General features: G+C 59.8%; 19 protein-coding genes and 7 pseudogenes. 11 read left to right on the top strand and 15 right to left on the bottom strand.

The window, feature by feature from the left end; all coding sequences use genetic code 11:
* Nucleotides 1-375: 375 nt before the first annotated feature.
* The 5 genes from NKH28_RS19125 to NKH28_RS19105 all read left to right on the top strand — a co-directional run bounded on the left by NKH28_RS19125 (nucleotide 376) and on the right by NKH28_RS19105 (nucleotide 3424).
* Nucleotides 376-630 (top strand): DUF1344 domain-containing protein, encoded by a 255-nt coding sequence (locus tag NKH28_RS19125; protein ID WP_352542757.1) that lies wholly within the window; start codon nucleotides 376-378, stop codon nucleotides 628-630.
* A 288-nt stretch (nucleotides 631-918) separates the two neighbouring features.
* Nucleotides 919-1146: a hypothetical protein gene (locus NKH28_RS19120; RefSeq protein ID WP_352542756.1), complete on the top strand. Its 228-nt coding sequence runs from the start codon at nucleotides 919-921 to the stop codon at nucleotides 1144-1146.
* A 212-nt stretch (nucleotides 1147-1358) separates the two neighbouring features.
* Nucleotides 1359-1475, top strand: coding sequence for a DUF982 domain-containing protein (locus NKH28_RS19115; protein WP_352923083.1), 117 nt, complete (start codon nucleotides 1359-1361; stop codon nucleotides 1473-1475).
* 342 nt (nucleotides 1476-1817) lie between these two features.
* Nucleotides 1818-2081 (top strand): DUF982 domain-containing protein, encoded by a 264-nt coding sequence (locus tag NKH28_RS19110; RefSeq protein ID WP_352923081.1) that lies wholly within the window; start codon nucleotides 1818-1820, stop codon nucleotides 2079-2081.
* 650 nt (nucleotides 2082-2731) lie between these two features.
* Nucleotides 2732-3424 carry a hypothetical protein gene (locus NKH28_RS19105; RefSeq protein ID WP_352542754.1) on the top strand — a complete coding sequence of 231 codons (693 nt, stop codon included), beginning with the start codon at nucleotides 2732-2734 and terminating at the stop codon, nucleotides 3422-3424.
* Between the two features lie 107 nt (nucleotides 3425-3531).
* On the opposite strand, the gene NKH28_RS19100 is transcribed toward NKH28_RS19105, so the two are convergent.
* The 4 genes and pseudogenes from NKH28_RS19100 to NKH28_RS19085 form a co-directional block, all read right to left on the bottom strand.
* Nucleotides 3532-3984 (bottom strand): Csu type fimbrial protein, encoded by a 453-nt coding sequence (locus NKH28_RS19100; protein ID WP_352923079.1) that lies wholly within the window; start codon nucleotides 3982-3984, stop codon nucleotides 3532-3534.
* Nucleotides 3985-4210: 226 nt separating this feature from the next.
* On the bottom strand, nucleotides 4211-4390 hold the full coding sequence (locus tag NKH28_RS19095; protein ID WP_352923077.1) for a spore coat protein U domain-containing protein: 180 nt from the start codon (nucleotides 4388-4390) through the stop codon (nucleotides 4211-4213).
* Nucleotides 4391-4580: 190 nt separating this feature from the next.
* Nucleotides 4581-5663, bottom strand: a complete 1083-nt coding sequence (locus NKH28_RS19090) for a sensor histidine kinase (protein ID WP_352542777.1) — start codon at nucleotides 5661-5663, stop codon at nucleotides 4581-4583.
* A 157-nt stretch (nucleotides 5664-5820) separates the two neighbouring features.
* A pseudogene (locus NKH28_RS19085) lies at nucleotides 5821-5972 on the bottom strand (EAL domain-containing protein); the annotation flags it as partial.
* Between the two features lie 5 nt (nucleotides 5973-5977).
* Here NKH28_RS19085 and NKH28_RS19080 point away from each other — a divergent pair.
* Nucleotides 5978-6115, top strand: a pseudogene (locus NKH28_RS19080) (exopolysaccharide biosynthesis protein); the annotation flags it as partial.
* Here the strand turns inward: NKH28_RS19080 and NKH28_RS34495 are convergent.
* Nucleotides 6108-6191, bottom strand: a pseudogene (locus NKH28_RS34495) (IS6 family transposase); the annotation flags it as partial. The pseudogenes NKH28_RS19080 and NKH28_RS34495 sit on opposite strands and share 8 nt — an antisense overlap.
* Nucleotides 6192-6562: 371 nt before the next feature.
* Here NKH28_RS34495 and NKH28_RS19075 point away from each other — a divergent pair.
* A pseudogene (locus NKH28_RS19075) lies at nucleotides 6563-6736 on the top strand (coproporphyrinogen III oxidase); the annotation flags it as partial.
* Between the two features lie 34 nt (nucleotides 6737-6770).
* On the opposite strand, the gene NKH28_RS19070 reads toward NKH28_RS19075, so the two are convergent.
* From NKH28_RS19070 to NKH28_RS19055, 4 genes and pseudogenes are all read right to left on the bottom strand, one after another.
* A complete protein-coding gene (locus tag NKH28_RS19070) occupies nucleotides 6771-7136 on the bottom strand; it encodes a DUF779 domain-containing protein (RefSeq protein WP_352923092.1) in 366 nt (121 codons plus the stop codon).
* Between the two features lie 52 nt (nucleotides 7137-7188).
* Nucleotides 7189-8099, bottom strand: a pseudogene (gene adh / locus NKH28_RS19065) (aldehyde dehydrogenase); the annotation flags it as partial.
* Between the two features lie 368 nt (nucleotides 8100-8467).
* Nucleotides 8468-8536: pseudogene (locus NKH28_RS19060) on the bottom strand (type II toxin-antitoxin system VapC family toxin); the annotation flags it as partial.
* 32 nt (nucleotides 8537-8568) lie between these two features.
* Nucleotides 8569-8823 carry a type II toxin-antitoxin system VapB family antitoxin gene (locus NKH28_RS19055; RefSeq protein ID WP_352507621.1) on the bottom strand — a complete coding sequence of 85 codons (255 nt, stop codon included), beginning with the start codon at nucleotides 8821-8823 and terminating at the stop codon, nucleotides 8569-8571.
* A 331-nt stretch (nucleotides 8824-9154) separates the two neighbouring features.
* On the opposite strand from NKH28_RS19055, the gene NKH28_RS34490 reads away from it, so the two are divergent.
* Nucleotides 9155-9304: a Y4oE-related protein gene (locus tag NKH28_RS34490; protein WP_502906641.1), complete on the top strand. Its 150-nt coding sequence runs from the start codon at nucleotides 9155-9157 to the stop codon at nucleotides 9302-9304.
* A gap of 193 nt (nucleotides 9305-9497) precedes the next feature.
* Here the strand turns inward: NKH28_RS34490 and NKH28_RS19050 are convergent, their stop codons facing one another.
* The 4 genes from NKH28_RS19050 to NKH28_RS19035 form a co-directional block, all read right to left on the bottom strand.
* A complete protein-coding gene (locus NKH28_RS19050) occupies nucleotides 9498-9749 on the bottom strand; it encodes a toxin-antitoxin system HicB family antitoxin (RefSeq protein WP_352980028.1) in 252 nt (83 codons plus the stop codon).
* Nucleotides 9746-10174, bottom strand: a complete 429-nt coding sequence (locus tag NKH28_RS19045; protein ID WP_352980026.1) for a putative toxin-antitoxin system toxin component, PIN family — start codon at nucleotides 10172-10174, stop codon at nucleotides 9746-9748. The genes NKH28_RS19050 and NKH28_RS19045 overlap by 4 nt, the downstream gene beginning before the upstream one ends.
* Nucleotides 10175-10399: 225 nt before the next feature.
* Nucleotides 10400-10747 carry a hypothetical protein gene (locus tag NKH28_RS19040; protein WP_352923096.1) on the bottom strand — a complete coding sequence of 116 codons (348 nt, stop codon included), beginning with the start codon at nucleotides 10745-10747 and terminating at the stop codon, nucleotides 10400-10402.
* Nucleotides 10665-10880, bottom strand: a complete 216-nt coding sequence (locus tag NKH28_RS19035; RefSeq protein WP_352473169.1) for a hypothetical protein — start codon at nucleotides 10878-10880, stop codon at nucleotides 10665-10667. Before NKH28_RS19035 ends, NKH28_RS19040 begins: the two co-directional genes overlap by 83 nt.
* Nucleotides 10881-10904: 24 nt before the next feature.
* Here NKH28_RS19035 and NKH28_RS19030 point away from each other — a divergent pair, with 24 nt between their 5' ends.
* The gene (locus NKH28_RS19030) at nucleotides 10905-11180 is read left to right on the top strand and encodes a hypothetical protein (protein ID WP_352980024.1); all 276 of its coding nucleotides are present in this window, start codon (nucleotides 10905-10907) and stop codon (nucleotides 11178-11180) included.
* A 255-nt stretch (nucleotides 11181-11435) separates the two neighbouring features.
* Here NKH28_RS19030 and NKH28_RS19025 read toward each other — a convergent pair.
* Both NKH28_RS19025 and NKH28_RS19020 read right to left on the bottom strand, forming a co-directional pair.
* Nucleotides 11436-11860: pseudogene (locus NKH28_RS19025) on the bottom strand (DUF4062 domain-containing protein).
* Nucleotides 11861-12082: 222 nt separating this feature from the next.
* Complete coding sequence (locus tag NKH28_RS19020) at nucleotides 12083-12754, bottom strand: Crp/Fnr family transcriptional regulator (protein ID WP_029356805.1); 672 nt, start codon at nucleotides 12752-12754, stop codon at nucleotides 12083-12085.
* Between the two features lie 224 nt (nucleotides 12755-12978).
* On the opposite strand from NKH28_RS19020, the gene NKH28_RS19015 reads away from it, so the two are divergent.
* Both NKH28_RS19015 and NKH28_RS19010 read left to right on the top strand, forming a co-directional pair.
* The gene (locus NKH28_RS19015) at nucleotides 12979-13140 is read left to right on the top strand and encodes a hypothetical protein (protein ID WP_352923072.1); all 162 of its coding nucleotides are present in this window, start codon (nucleotides 12979-12981) and stop codon (nucleotides 13138-13140) included.
* 244 nt (nucleotides 13141-13384) lie between these two features.
* Nucleotides 13385-13630, top strand: coding sequence for a hypothetical protein (locus tag NKH28_RS19010; protein ID WP_352542936.1), 246 nt, complete (start codon nucleotides 13385-13387; stop codon nucleotides 13628-13630).
* Nucleotides 13631-13645 lie beyond the last annotated feature (15 nt).

The following is a 13645-nucleotide window of genomic DNA, read 5'->3' as shown; positions in this document are numbered from 1 at the left end:
CCGCTGAGGGAGGGCGGCTACCCTCTCTCAGCGTTCCTTTCTGACCCATTCGGCAGCGAAAGTCATAAGACAAGCAATTCCAGGAAAAGTGTGAAACGGTTTTTCCGTCCGGAATTGCGTCAAAACAAAGAGATAGAGGGATGTCGCGCAAAGGGCTGCCCTCGGGCTTGACCTCAGGGGTGCGCAGCGGCGGGCTTACCTATTTGTAAAGTAGCGGCCATCCTGTCGCAAACTCCGCCGCCTAAGCTCGATCCATCTTCTCTCGAATGAGAGAAATGATCCGGCAAGCCCTACCGCTCCGGATCGTCACCGTTGCCGCTCAGGGCCTAACGGGCCCTTTCGGCATCGCAACGAAACCAAACGGGAAAAACGAACATGAAAAAATCAGTTATCGCAACCGCAATGGTACTGGCCCTTGCATCCTCGACCGGTGCCTTCGCCAAGGCAACCACCGGCACGATCGCAAGCGTCGACAAGAGTGGCGACTCGATCACGCTGTCCGACGGCAAGACGTTCATCTTGCCGGAAGGGATCGAGGCCGAGACGCTCAAGGTCGGTGAAAAGGTCGTTGTCACCTACTCGATCAAGGCCGGCAAGCTGGCGGTTTCGAGCATTCATCAGGCCAAATAAACCAGCAAAACGAGGACCGAGCGCGGGAGCGCGCCTGTGTGGATGCCATAAGAGGCAAGGTGTCCCCACAGCAGGCCCGGTGACGCGTTCGAGGAGCAGCAAAGGAGGAGGGCAGGCTCTTTCCCTGATTAGCAGGTCGGGGGCTCTTCGCGCGAGCCAGTTATCCGATCCCCGCTCAGAAATTCTGCCAAACGTTCCGCCCCTTTACTTCGTACGATCGGAACATTGATTTTTTTGTGGGACCTACAGAATAGCGGCTTGGGTTCTCGCTGAGGTGGGAGGCCTGGTATGAACATTTGGACGAACTGCCGACCCAGCAAAATGACTGCCCACGAGCTTGTTGAAGAGCTGATCTTACAAGCCCGTCGGGGCCAAATCGTCTCCGTCAATGACACTATTGCGGCGGTGCGCCGCGACGGGCCACATCTGGTGGTAAGTGACTGCGAGCTGGTCGCTCTTATTGTTGATGTTGCACCAGCCTTTGGCCTGTTCGTCGCGTTCGATCTTCGGGAATAGCCGCATGGCTCTCCCTGGTTGCCCCCACGTCAGAACCAATACTCCCGACCGGAAGCTGGCCGCATAGCAAGTCCGTCCCTAGGTTCCGCCTATGGCAATCCTTTGGTTCTCACCTCCGGTGTACGTCAAGACGGAGCATGACGGCTTCCGCTACGGGTCCACCACGTTCAGGCTGCGGCCGAGGAACTCGTCTTGTGGACCAAGCGTGGTAAGTGGCAAAAGGCGGAGCGCGCCTGTATGATGCCATCAGCGGCAAGGTGTCTCCACAGCAGGCCCGTGACGCGTTCGAGGAAGCTGCCAAGGAGGAGGGCATGATCTTTCCTGAATAGGAGTTCTCATGGCTCGCCACTGGTTCAACCCTCCGGTCCCCGTCAAGACCGGGCGTCCAGGGGAAATCCGCAACGTCAACAACGCCGAGACAGCCGGCGAGCCATGGAGGAGGGGACATTACTCTCCCAATGACAACTAGCTAACTTGAACTGCGGTAAACGTTCTCTGGCCAACACCGCCTTCGCGAAAGGAGTCCGCCGCCCGTGAGAAAGGCGACGGACCCGAACAGCGGCTGCACATCACGAAGAATCCCGCTGCAACCCCTAAACCCGCGAGGGGCCTACATCGTTCCCTTACAACCTGGGTTGATCGGCAGGCTGGTTCCGCTTTAAGTTTCCTCTATGTCTCGCCATTGGTTCTCCCCTCCGGTCTACGTTAGGACCGACCACCCAGGTGTCCGCGTCGCGATCAGCCGCGTCGAGGGTGCGGCCGAGGAACTCATGAGGTGGACTAACCGGGGACATCGGTGGAACGTTGCGGTACGTATCTGCACGGCCGCGCTGGCCGATAAGGTGTCACCTCAAGTGGCTGGTGAGGCATTCCCGGCTGCTGCAAAAGAGGAGGGGGCGTTACTCCCCCCAATGGCAACCAGCGGACTGTTCTAACCAAGAGGCCCGTCGCCCATGAGAAAGGCGACGGGCCCCAACAGCGGCTGCACATCCAAGAGAAGAACCGAGCGCTGCGAGTTCTAAACCCGCGAGGGCCCACATCGTTCCCTATAACCTGCGTTGGTCGGCAGGCCTGTGCCGCTCTAAGTTCCCCCCATGGCAACCCATTGGTTCTCCCCTCCGGTGTACGTCAGGACCGACGGACCTGGCATCCGGTACGGGGTTAGCCATGTCGAGGGTGCCGCCGAGGAACTCATGAAGTGGACCAAGAGGGGACCGAAGTGGACGCTGGCGGTGCAGTCCTGCAGGAGGCCGCCAAGGAGGAGGGCGTGCTCGTTCTGGAGTAGGAAGCCGCGTGGCACTGTTATCCTCTTCGTAAGGAGGTCGATTGTGCCCGCCGTTCTCGACACTTGCGCCTCTGCGCGTGACACCCCTCATGTGAACTTCATCGCCGAATACGAAAGAGCCTGGGCCGAGAATGTACTCGCTCCATTCATTTCAAATTGTTTCAGAATATTTTTCTAATCGTAAGTGACAATCTTAAAGATAGTTCCGGGTTAGCAATCCACTAACTCTCTGAGCTCGTTATCGCTGAAGTAGCGGGCATTGAAACTGCTACTATGAGGCAAGTATCAAAGGAGAGTGTCATGGCAAATTTCGTCAAGAGTTTCGCCACAGCTTTAGCCGGTGGTGCACTTGTTTTATCTCTATCATTTCCTTCCAGTGCGGCGGGAATTAACGTCGGTGCCGGCGCATCAATTGGCGGCCCAGGCGGCATCAACGCTGGTCTCGGCGCTTCGATCGGCGGTAGTGGCGGCATCAGAGCGGGAGCCGGCGCCTCGATCGGTGGGCGCGGCGGAGTGAATGCCGGCGCTGGTGCTAACATAGGCGGCAGCAGGGGCATTACCGCCGGTGCCGGCGCTAATATTGGCGGCAGGAGTGGTGTCACTGCCGGTGCTGGCGCCAACATAGGTGGCACGAACGGCGTGACCGCTGGGGCAGGCGCTAATATAGGCGGCAGGAGTGGTGTCACTGCCGGCGCAGGCGCAAATGTAGGTGGCGCGGGCGGCGTTACAGCGGGGGTCGGCGCCAACGTTGGTGGCACGGGTGGTGTCGGCGTTGGCGTTGGTGGCGGTGCCGTTCCCGGCACCCCTGGGACTCCCGGAACGCCGGGGACACCTGGAACGCCAGGGACGCCCGGCACCCCGCCGAGCGTTGTTGCTCAGCTGTCCAGCAGCCAGCTGATTCGCATGAAGAAGCGCTGCGCCGACGTGCTCAGCAGCGAAGGCACGTATGACAGCGATCTGCGTCAGCTTTGCATGCTGATCGCGCGCCGCTGAGGAGAGTGCGGCGTTAACGGGAGCGTCGAATCGGCCGTGAGGCTTTGACAACACTCTCCTGGCCTCGCGGCCGGCCCGTCACCCGCAAGGTGGCGGGCTTCTCTTGGTCAGGATCGCAGCGCTGCGGGGCTATCCACCACGCACACCCGTCCATAGATTCGGCACGTTGAGGCGCCGACAGGGTCGTCTTGGGTCATTTCGCAAGACATGGTACCGGGCATGTTCAGTAAGTGATCGTCACCACCACAGTGTGTCGCCTGCGGCGGCACCCGTCCATAGACGGTCAGGTTTTGGGTCGCACCGTCTCCGGTCCCCGGCACCGTGCTTCCCGGGGTCGATGCATCACCCCATGGCTGCAACCGCGCGACATCCTTAAATAGGCCATAGGTGACTGTTTCCGCGCCTTTCGACATTTTGCGCGCTGTTGGCGTGGAGCCGGTGGTGCCTCCATTCAAGGAGACAGTATAGGCGGTAGCCGGCGTGCACGTGACCGACACCTGCCCCGTCGCGTCGACATTTGCGCCTAGCGTTCCCACAGATCCAAAATCGATGTTCTGCATGGCGACCAGGCAGTTGGCCGGTACGATAGCCGTTACGCTAAAGCTTGGCCGCGAGATCGCGCCCGTTCCCGTGCTGCACGAACTGGAAGAAGTATACCGGTAGCGAAATTCGACATTGCTACCGGAGAAAGCCGAGAGATAGCTTCCAGGGGCGCCGTTGGTTGGCTGCCAAGGACTGCGCCGTATATGGTTGCGGCCCCTCCGCCGGTTCCAAATGCGTTCAACGTCAACTCAAATGCCGGCGCACCAGCCGGGAACCCCAGAAGTAAGAGCCCCAGACGACACTACGGGCTGAGTCCGAATAAAGCTGATAGTTGAGAACGTTCGAACCACTCAGCAGGCGCTCGAAACTGACCTTGTCGACGGGCGCGCTGGCTCTGAATAAATGACGCGAAAGCTCCTCCACAAGCTGTCTGATCCAACAGGGCTGCCGCGGAACGGCTCTCACCGCGAAGGCAAAAACCGCAAGCTGAAGGACCCGCTCCCCTGACGTTAGCGGCCGTCAGCGATCGAAGAAGGCGCGTCGAAATCTGCGGGCAAGAGTCTTGGGATTCGCTCTCCAGCCACCAGCGCGGTTCGTCTGGACAAGGTCCGATCTACGGAGCGGCGGCGGCGGACCGCCTGAACAGGATAGTTACCTTCGTGCCCTCATTCGGGCTGGAGCTCACATGGAATTGCGCATTGGCGTTTTCGATAAGCGAGCGCGCGATTAGCGCGCCGAGCTTGCCATGCCTGGGCCATGTCTCGCCTGCTGGCAGGCCGATGCCGTCATCGGCAACGACCACACGACACCCGTCACCTTCAACGGTGCTGTGCAGAGTGATCGTGCCGCCTTCGCGTCCTTGAAAAGCATGCTTCAGTGCATTGGTCAGCAGTTCATTCACAACCAGTCCCGCCGGCATGGCGACATTGATCGAAACCGGGTACGAGTCCACGCTCATATCAAGCCGGATACCTTCGGTAGCATGCGACGTCATGACTGCCGAGGCGATCTGACCGAGATAGACGCCGAGATCGACCTCGTCCTTTGGTTCGCCGCCGGAAAGTGCTTGGTAGAGCATCGCGAGGGCATTGACGCGGCCTGCCAGGCGGTCGAAACGCTTTTGGTCAGGCTCTACCGCATTTCGAGCTTCCATTCGGATCAGGGCGGTAATCATTTGCAAATTGTTCTTTACCCTGTGCTGTAGTTCGCGCAGCTGAACGTCTTTTTCACGGATACGCTCCTCGGTCTGGCGGGTGTCAGTCTCGCTGTGGGCCGAAACGTCGACAAGGGCAACGAGGCGAAAACAGACTTTGCCATTGTCTTCCTGAATGAGATTCGAATAGACGTCCACGATAGCGGGCTCATCCTCGCCGCGGTGAAGCCGAAACGTCCCGACGAAATCTGTCTCGTCCGCGAGCGCCTCGGTCAGCGACTGGTCCGCCGGCTCATTGAGACCGCTGGCGGAAAGGACCGCCCAATCCTCCCGAGCAAGCTCTTCCGCCTTTACACCCGACAGCTTCTCGAATTCGGGATTGGCGTAGACCACACGTTCGTCGCCTCGCAAGTCCGACACTGCGATCGCAATCGGCACTTGATCGAGAAATTTTCTGAACTGTTCGTTTTCCAAAGCATTGGCGAGGTCCGGTACGTCGAGTAGTTGTTCAACGGACTCGGGATTCTCGGGGTCGCTATTCATCGTATGCTGCCGTCCTACAGTCTGGCGAGACAATATCAGCGATGCGGACGCCACGCCATCGCTGAGCGCCGCGTCTCCAAGTAGCGGATGAAATATCTGACGAACGATTGATTGCACGCCCCGCACGCTCGCCTGCGCCGCAGACTTCTGCGCCAGACGCGAGTGAAGCATACCCCGTCCCAAAATCATCCATGGCAATCGTGACACCAAACGACTTTAGCCGACGAAGAACAACGCAGTAGTCGGGTCGCGGATCAGAACCCCTTCAGTGATTTCGAGTTCCAACCGCCCTGGCGAGAGGCCCGTTTCGCCAAACCGGCATCGGCTTCACAATCCTATTTCTGGCCATTCCGGCGCTGACGCCGATCCCGGGGCCGTTCGGCGTGGTTTTCGGCAGCGGGCTCGCGCTGGCCTCGCTCCAGATCGTTGCGGGCAGCCGGAGGGTCGCGCTGCTCCATAGGAGCCGAGCTTGTCGGGGATCATGCGCTTCGGCATCTGGCCCTGCTTCTTCAGTGTCAGCAAGCGGGTCGGGTTGGATGAATTCGCCGGCCGCGCAGACGCTCGCCACGTCTTGCCGAAGTGGACGAGGTGAGGTCGACTGAAGCGCTTTGTCGGGCGCGGCAAATAGAGACGATCAGGGCAAATCGTGACGCATACTGGGTGGATGATACGGAGCCGAGCTGCCCTTGTGCCCGGCTCCTCCGGCTTTGACGGGAACCTACGCAGCGTCACGTGTTAGTTGCCGACGTCGCCGCTCCGGAGCCGCTTCACGCACAAAGCGCGAAGGACCAGAGCCGCATCGGCGTAAGTGATCGCCTTTTCGCCGCCGAAAACCGGTGTATTGCCGACAACCTCTAGGACATCGCCCTCGATGCGCCAAGGAAGAATATCGGTGCGCAGCCGGCCAAAGACTTCTCGTCCGAGCGAGTTCCACGGCCCTCCAAGATCCTGCGCGGTTGCTTGAACTTGATGGTGACCGCTTCGTCGTGCCTGCGGAAAGCCGGCCCTTTGTCAGGAGCATCGCGACAAAGTTCGACAAATATTTCGAAACCGGCAAGGCGGGCGTTCGGTAGCGGTCTGAGCATCGGCTGCAGTCGGATGGGAAGGCTACGTCCCGATCTGAACAGCGCAGATCTTCGACCGTGTCAGGAATCGCTTCTCCCGTCCGTTATCGAGGCAGAACATGCCGCCGCGGCCAGGCACTACGTCGATGATGAGGTCGGTGTGCTTCCAGACCTCGAATTGCGAAGCCCCGATATAGAAGGGCGCGTCGCCGATGTGGCCGAGCAACACATCCTGATCGCCGACGATGAAGCCAGCACGCGGATAGCACATCGGCGAAGACCCGTCGCAGCAGCCGCCGGATTGGTGGAACAGCACTGGTCCGTGCTCGGCAACAATTTCCGCGATCAGTTCAAGGGCTTCCGGCGTCGCCGTAACTTTTTTGCATGCATAGTCTAATCCGGTTTCCAGTCATTATGGGCGCGGCCCCGCGCGGGGCCGCGCCTGTGGGACAAAGATGTGATCAGAAGAAGCCGAGCTTCTTCGGGCTATAGCTGACCAGCATGTTCTTGGTCTGCTGATAGTGGTCGAGCATCATCTTGTGTGTCTCGCGGCCGATGCCAGACTGCTTGTAGCCGCCGAAGGCCGCATGCGCGGGATAGGCGTGGTAGCAGTTGGTCCAGACGCGGCCGGCCTGGATCGCACGGCCGAAACGATAGGCACGGTTGCCATCGCGGCTCCAGACCCCGGCCCGAGGCCGTAAAGCGTATCGTTGGCAATGCTGAGCGCTTCGTCATCGTCCTTGAAGGTCGTGACAGAAACCACCGGCCCGAAGATCTCCTCCTGGAAGATGCGCATTTTGTTGTGTCCCTTGAACACGGTCGGCTTGACGTAATAGCCGCCCGCCAGATCACCAGACAGAACATTGCGGGCGCCACCGGTCAGCACCTCCGCGCCTTCCTGGCGGCCGATGTCGATATAGGACAGGATCTTCTCCAACTGCTCGGACGAGGCCTGGGCGCCAATCATCGTCGCCGGATCGAGCGGATCGCCCTGTACGATCGCCTCGACGCGCTTCAGCGCGCGTTCCATGAACGTATCGTAGATCGATTCATGGATGAGCGCGCGGCTCGGGCAGGTACAGACCTCGCCCTGGTTTAGCGCAAACGTGACGAAGCCTTCGATCGCCTTGTCGAAGAAATCGTCGTCCTCGGCGACAACATCCTTGAAGAAGATGTTTGGCGATTTGCCGCCCAATTCCAGTGTTACGGGGATAAGGTTCTGGCTGGCATATTGCATGATCAGCCGGCCCGTCGTGGTCTCGCCGGTAAAGGCGATCTTGGCAATGCGCGGCGACGACGCGGGTGGCTTGCCCGCCTCGAGACCAAAGCCGTTGACGATGTTGAGCACGCCCGGCGGCAGCAGATCGCCAATACACACAGCGCGCTCTGGGGGCGCGTTCCGGCTATGGCTTTTTTTCCGCGGAAAGGGCCGTTGTGCTTTGTGGCAGGATCTTCACTTCGGTTTCGCGCAAGAGCCCGTCGAGCGTCAGCACCGGCGCGCGCATTGTCATGGCATAGGCGTAGTGAAAGCAATCGAAATTGCTGAGGTAGCGTTGCCAATTCCGTGTTTTTCGGCAACCGCGACGGCATAGGACAGTACTCGCAGCGGCGATCCTGGCTCGCGAAGCGCGATTCTTCTGCTTCCAGCCATTTGACCACGACCGCCTCGGCGGCGCTGTACGGGCAATTCAGCTGGTCCGGCCGGGATAGAACAATAATCGCCTCCCACGCGGCGAGCGTCGATGTGAAGGGGGAGGGCGCTTCCAGCAAGGCGGCTTCATAGCTATCGGCCGTGTCCTCGCCAGCCATCATCGACACGATGGCACAGGCATCCACGAACATTATTCGTCGCCCTGCAGATCGTGATCCAGGTCGTGATAGGCTTCTTGTGGGACCGGCTTTCGATCAGGTTGGAAAGACAGGCCATGTTTTGCCAGAATCTTCTGTGCGGTCTCGCGCGGCCGCTCCTTTTGCATCCGGTTTCGGATTGTCTCACGGAGAGCGGATATCACCGCTTCGGTGATATTGGTGCGGTCGAGGCGGGCAAGCTCCCGCGCCAATTTGTCAGCCTCGTCGTTTCGGATGTTCAAGGTCATATGTGTAGCTCCAATCGCGTATCCATCATTACGCTATCGTGTAGCTTTTTTCAGTGCTCGGTCGCTACGGCGCGGGGCGGCGTAATATTCGACGCTGCGGACATAGTAAATTCGTTTCAGCCGGCGCACCGTCATTGCCTGCCGTTGCTCGGCCGAAGGATGTTCGCAGCTGATGACGACCGTATCTTGTGGCGGCCACGTCTCACCATCGGGCGGTGAGCGATCCCAATCTGTTGGATGCCTTCAACCGCGATGCCGCCGTGCAGAAACGGACCGTGCCTGAAGCTGCAGAGGCAGCGAAAGCTCTGTAGGGAAAGACAGCCGCGACACAATCGCCTGGTGCGCCTTCTCGGCGCATTGCGACGGGCGGACACAGGAGTTCCGATTCTGGTTTCGGATATTCACCGATCTTCAAGCGGGTTCGCCCGATTCCGAAGCGAAAGCAGCGTCGGAGAGAGTTCGTCCAGGCTTTTCCCGATAAGGAAATCATGTTCGACGAGGGAACTGCCTGCTTGTCGAGAGAACGCCGGACCGAAGTCAGCCCGTCAAGGCCAGAGCCGCATCGCTGTGGCGCGTGCTGCGCCAGCCTTGACCGGAAGTTTTCGGCCCAACGGATGCTCCAGACGCAGGCAAGCCTCCGGCACAAGCGATACCGCTCCACCCCTCAGGGTGTGTTACTCCGGCAATTCGTCGCCCTTGGTCGGCGCCTTCCCTTTGCCCGCCCGCTTCAGGATGTGCAGCGCCTTGGGGATGTCGGCACGGGCAGCGCGTTCCTGAAAGTAACTTTCCGTGCGCAGCGCCGAAAGCTTCTCAGCGACTGCCACGTTAATGAACTGGTTGAGCGGCACGCCTTCGCTCTCCGCCACCTTGCGCGCCTCATCCAGAAGCGAGAGCTGAAGCCGCAGTGCGAAATTGCTTCTCCTCATGTCTTTCTCTCCAATCGTCTCAGCGCCTCGCCCGGCGACAGGACCAAGATACCGAAGCGCTCGGCCACATTGCCGAAGTCGCGTAGGTTGAACGTCACTATAGCATCCGCCCGTCCGTTTACCGCAGCTTCCAGCACCATGTCGTCGTTCGGGTCGCGAATGGCCGGTCGCCAGAGGAAGAGAAGGCGAACCGGCTCGGCGACGGCCGCGACGGCATCTAGCAACGCGTTCACATCCTCGGCCGACAGGCCGGAAGCTTCAAGGTGCTCGGGCCTTGTCATGACCGCCTGGTACTCGATCATCAACGTCACCGAAGCGATCAGCGTCAGCCGGCGCTCCAAAGCCGCCACCAGCAGTTGGCGCGAGGCGCCAGCGTCACTTCGGATCGCAGCCACCATGGTCGCCGTATCGAGAAGCAGTCTCATGCAGGCATATTGGATATCGCGTGCGATATTGCAAGAGGACCGAGCTTTTCGTAAATTGCCTGGCTTGGGAATTCCAAATCGCAGTGCTCAAGTATTTGCACGCCACACTACGACCGCGCGGCAACTGAACTTGTCTTGCGGATCACCACGCCGCTCAATGCGCTTGATCTACACAGAAGAGCGGGCATGCCATGGTGGACGAGGCCAAACCTGGGAACGACAAGATTACAGGGCTGACATGTCGGCACGAGATATGGTTGATCGGCGGATGACCTCGACCACGAAGTCCAGATAGGCGGCCTTGTCCATGAGCATTAGCCGATCATTTGGCGCGGGCCCAGAATGCTCCTGTACGCGCTCCCAGAGGCGTTCCCGCATCTCCCGGTTCAAGGTGATAAAGTCGCTCCCGACATAGCGGCCTGTGCCACGCTCGGCCATTAGGGCGAAAGCCGGCTTTCCGGGTTCACGCTCGACGCCGAGCAACTCGTATTCATCGATGCTGTAAGCCTTGGTCTTGAGCCAAGCCGTCGAATTGCCGCTCCGGTATTTGCTGTCCTTGCGCCTCGACACCATGCCTTCGAGCCCCGCCTGGTCTATCAGGTGGGAAGATCGCCTTAGCCTCGCCGGGAAGCGCCTGGCTGAATTGGATACGGCCACCGTCCGGGATCATCTCGGCAAGGATCTCGCGGCGGTCCTCCAGCGCCATGTCGCGCAGGTCGTGACCATTGAGATGCAGAAGATCGAAGGCGACGAACAGAGGTCGTGCTGGCGTCGGGTGATGGCTTTCCGCAAGGCTCCGAAGTCAGACAGGCCAGTCTCGTTCAATACGACGATCTCACCGTCGATGATGGCGCTTTCCACGTCCAGTTCAGCGGCGGCCTTTGCGAGGGCGATGCCGATGGCGAAACTGTCCGAACGCGACACGATCACGATGACTGGCGAGGTGACGCTTGTTCATGATGACGGGACCGGCACGGTTCGGCTTCACGGCTACGACGTTCCGTGACGGCGCGCGGGGAACGCCTCGCAGAAATACCGGACCTCTCCACCGCGTCCGCCCTCGGCAATCGCGACAGCATGCTTGGCTTTCGACACATCGACACCGACGTAAAAAACGTTATCTTGCTCCATGGCTCGTCCTTTCTTCGCTTGGGGCTCGGCTCGGCACTCCCGAGCAACCCCCGTTTGCTTAACAGCTGCAAAGACTAAGGGCGGGCGGCCGCTCAGACCACGGTCATAACGTCTAATAGCCATCGCAACCTTACCCGCCAAATCGTCCTTGTTGCGCCAATATTGACGAGCTTCTTTTCATATAGCTTTCGGAATCTCTCGAGTTTGGCCTTTTTATCGAACTCGACCTTTTCCGCGGCCCACGTCTTGCGAGCACCGCCTTCGAGCAAAAACGCCACCGGTAGACACGCCTTGAGCGACGGCGTACTCGTACTCCTCTGGGTGTAGTTCTACCCTTCAACACTGAGCCGTACCGCTCTGCTACGATGAGTACGTAGTAGTCGCTGTCATCGATGCGCCGCTTGATGTAATCCCATTGAGTGTCGTCGCTGGCTTGGAATGCCTCCATCCCACAGGAATATGCCCGAGGTTAAGAACGGACTCGATGACCGACCGTCTTTCGTCCACCAAATCGGCGTAGGTCGAGCTGACGAAGATCTGGTATTTAACGTCCATGCGGCTTCACCCTTCGATCCGCCCTTGTAAGTCTGCAAGCAGGCTGGGGATAACGCCGTGCCCGCATCAAGAAGCCGAGTCATGATTCTTGCAAGGGGTGAAGCGATCAAAGCCCGACCCACGCGCTGGCACGCTAGGTTGCCCGGTTTGCCGGAAGGAATAATCACTTGCGGCCGAGGAGCATGAAACGTGCGGTGCCCCCCGCCGCAGCGACAGCCTTCGCTATTCCTTCTTGTCGACCAGCGCCCGTAGTGCCGAGACGTCATGCAGCAATAACCTGCTGCCGCGCTTTTCGATCAGGCCTCTCTTGGCGAGGTCGCTCATTTCGCGCGAGACCGCTTCCCTGTGCGTGCTCATCGTTGCCGCCAGCTCGGAATGCGTCGGTGCCGGGCTTATGGACACCTCGCCGTCCACGAGTGCGGCTTTCTCCGCCCGATGCAGGAGCTCGACGATCAGCCGTTTTCGCACGACCAGAGTGCTGTATTCGAATACCCGCTCGGTCATGCGCCGGAGCTGGGCAGACAGATGCTCAAGCAGCATCCAGGCAAAAGTCGGGTGGGTCATCACGATATCCCGGAATGCTGTGCCGGACAGCCGTGCAGCGCGAGTTGCCTCCAGCGCGACTACGCTGGCAGAGCGTGCAATCCCGTCAATGCCTCCGAGCTCCCCGAAAATGTCGCCCGGTTCGACATCGCGATACGCTATCTCCCTGCCGTCCGCTGAAACCAGTGTCACGCGAGCCCGTCCTTCCAGCAGGAAGAAGACATCGCGACCAGTGTCGCCGTGGGAAATGATTAGCTCGTTGTGTCGATAGCTGCGCTCGTGCCACCGTTTGGTCAGCGCGGCGAGGTCGGCATCGCAAAGTCTTGAGATGAAGGCCAGAGAGCCTGTCACAACGGTCTCTTGTTCAATCAAGTGTACTTCACCTTACTCCCTATCCAAGGATATTTGATGGCCGCAGGCCCCGCTTTCCGGGATGCAAACTGGGAGCGGATTTCGCCAATGTTTTCCCCGGTGTGGGAATTCCCACAGCCGAGCCTGGTTCGACTGTCATATCCTTGTTGCAACATCAGGCCCGCCGGCTCGTGTGAAAGCCGGCGAAGGGAAAGGGAACAGTCATGAAATTCTTGGCTCCCGTCACAAAACTTGCTGCGGGGTTTCGCAAATTCGTCGCGGCGCGCTACCGCCCGGAGCTTTATTACATGCGTGGCCCGGGGCCAGCCACCGCCCGCCGTATGGGCACGCCGCGGCAAAACCAATCCATCGACCACTACGCCTAATTTGCCTCGCGGACGGCTGACGCTCTCGCCCGGAGTGCCGTTCGCGCCGTTCCGTACCGGTCAATTCAGATCAATGAAGGGACGATCTGATCATGGTTATAATTCATGCTGCCGCCATTGGTCCATTTCGCAGGTGGTTACGCCTCCGCGCCGAGCGAAAAGCTCTCTTGTCGGCAACGGACCAGTTGAGCCGTTTACCCGATGACGTCCTTGGCGACATCGGCATCTCACGTGACGAAATCATGTGCGATTTGCGAAGCCGCGCCATCCGTCATGCGGAGGCAGGCGCGGCCGGCACGACGATCGAGCGCACCAGGATCGCTTCGGCCTCGATCCCGAAACGGTTGGCCGCCGGCAGTGGCTACACCTCGGCCGAGATCCCCTTTGGCTGGTCCACGAGCGCGCGATCGAGCCTTACATCGGCTTCGACAAGCAGCGGCGCGCGGACGGGACCTTCGAACGGCACTACACCTGCGACCCCAAGGACTGAATGTTGACCGACGGG

The sequence above is a fragment of the Mesorhizobium sp. M1227 genome, from assembly GCF_040318315.1.
GTDB lineage: Bacteria > Pseudomonadota > Alphaproteobacteria > Rhizobiales > Rhizobiaceae > Mesorhizobium.
This window is presented reverse-complemented; position numbering and strand designations above follow the sequence as displayed.

Excerpts from the sequence above, each read along its gene's own strand:
- NKH28_RS19050 (WP_352980028.1), bottom strand. The coding sequence starts at position 9,749 with ATGAGGAGAAGCAATTTCGCACTGCGGCTTCAGCTCTCGCTTCTGGAT.
- NKH28_RS19045 (WP_352980026.1), bottom strand. The coding sequence starts at position 10,174 with ATGAGACTGCTTCTCGATACGGCGACCATGGTGGCTGCGATCCGAAGT.
- NKH28_RS19030 (WP_352980024.1), top strand. The coding sequence starts at position 10,905 with ATGCAGAAGATCGAAGGCGACGAACAGAGGTCGTGCTGGCGTCGGGTG.
- NKH28_RS19055 (WP_352507621.1), bottom strand. The coding sequence starts at position 8,823 with ATGACCTTGAACATCCGAAACGACGAGGCTGACAAATTGGCGCGGGAG.
- NKH28_RS19015 (WP_352923072.1), top strand. The coding sequence starts at position 12,979 with ATGAAATTCTTGGCTCCCGTCACAAAACTTGCTGCGGGGTTTCGCAAA.
- NKH28_RS19090 (WP_352542777.1), bottom strand. The coding sequence starts at position 5,663 with ATGAATAGCGACCCCGAGAATCCCGAGTCCGTTGAACAACTACTCGAC.
- NKH28_RS19040 (WP_352923096.1), bottom strand. The coding sequence starts at position 10,747 with ATGGTGTCGAGGCGCAAGGACAGCAAATACCGGAGCGGCAATTCGACG.
- NKH28_RS19110 (WP_352923081.1), top strand. The coding sequence starts at position 1,818 with ATGTCTCGCCATTGGTTCTCCCCTCCGGTCTACGTTAGGACCGACCAC.
- NKH28_RS19100 (WP_352923079.1), bottom strand. The coding sequence starts at position 3,984 with ATGCAGAACATCGATTTTGGATCTGTGGGAACGCTAGGCGCAAATGTC.
- NKH28_RS19120 (WP_352542756.1), top strand. The coding sequence starts at position 919 with ATGAACATTTGGACGAACTGCCGACCCAGCAAAATGACTGCCCACGAG.
- NKH28_RS19125 (WP_352542757.1), top strand. The coding sequence starts at position 376 with ATGAAAAAATCAGTTATCGCAACCGCAATGGTACTGGCCCTTGCATCC.
- NKH28_RS19035 (WP_352473169.1), bottom strand. The coding sequence starts at position 10,880 with ATGGCGCTGGAGGACCGCCGCGAGATCCTTGCCGAGATGATCCCGGAC.
- NKH28_RS19105 (WP_352542754.1), top strand. The coding sequence starts at position 2,732 with ATGGCAAATTTCGTCAAGAGTTTCGCCACAGCTTTAGCCGGTGGTGCA.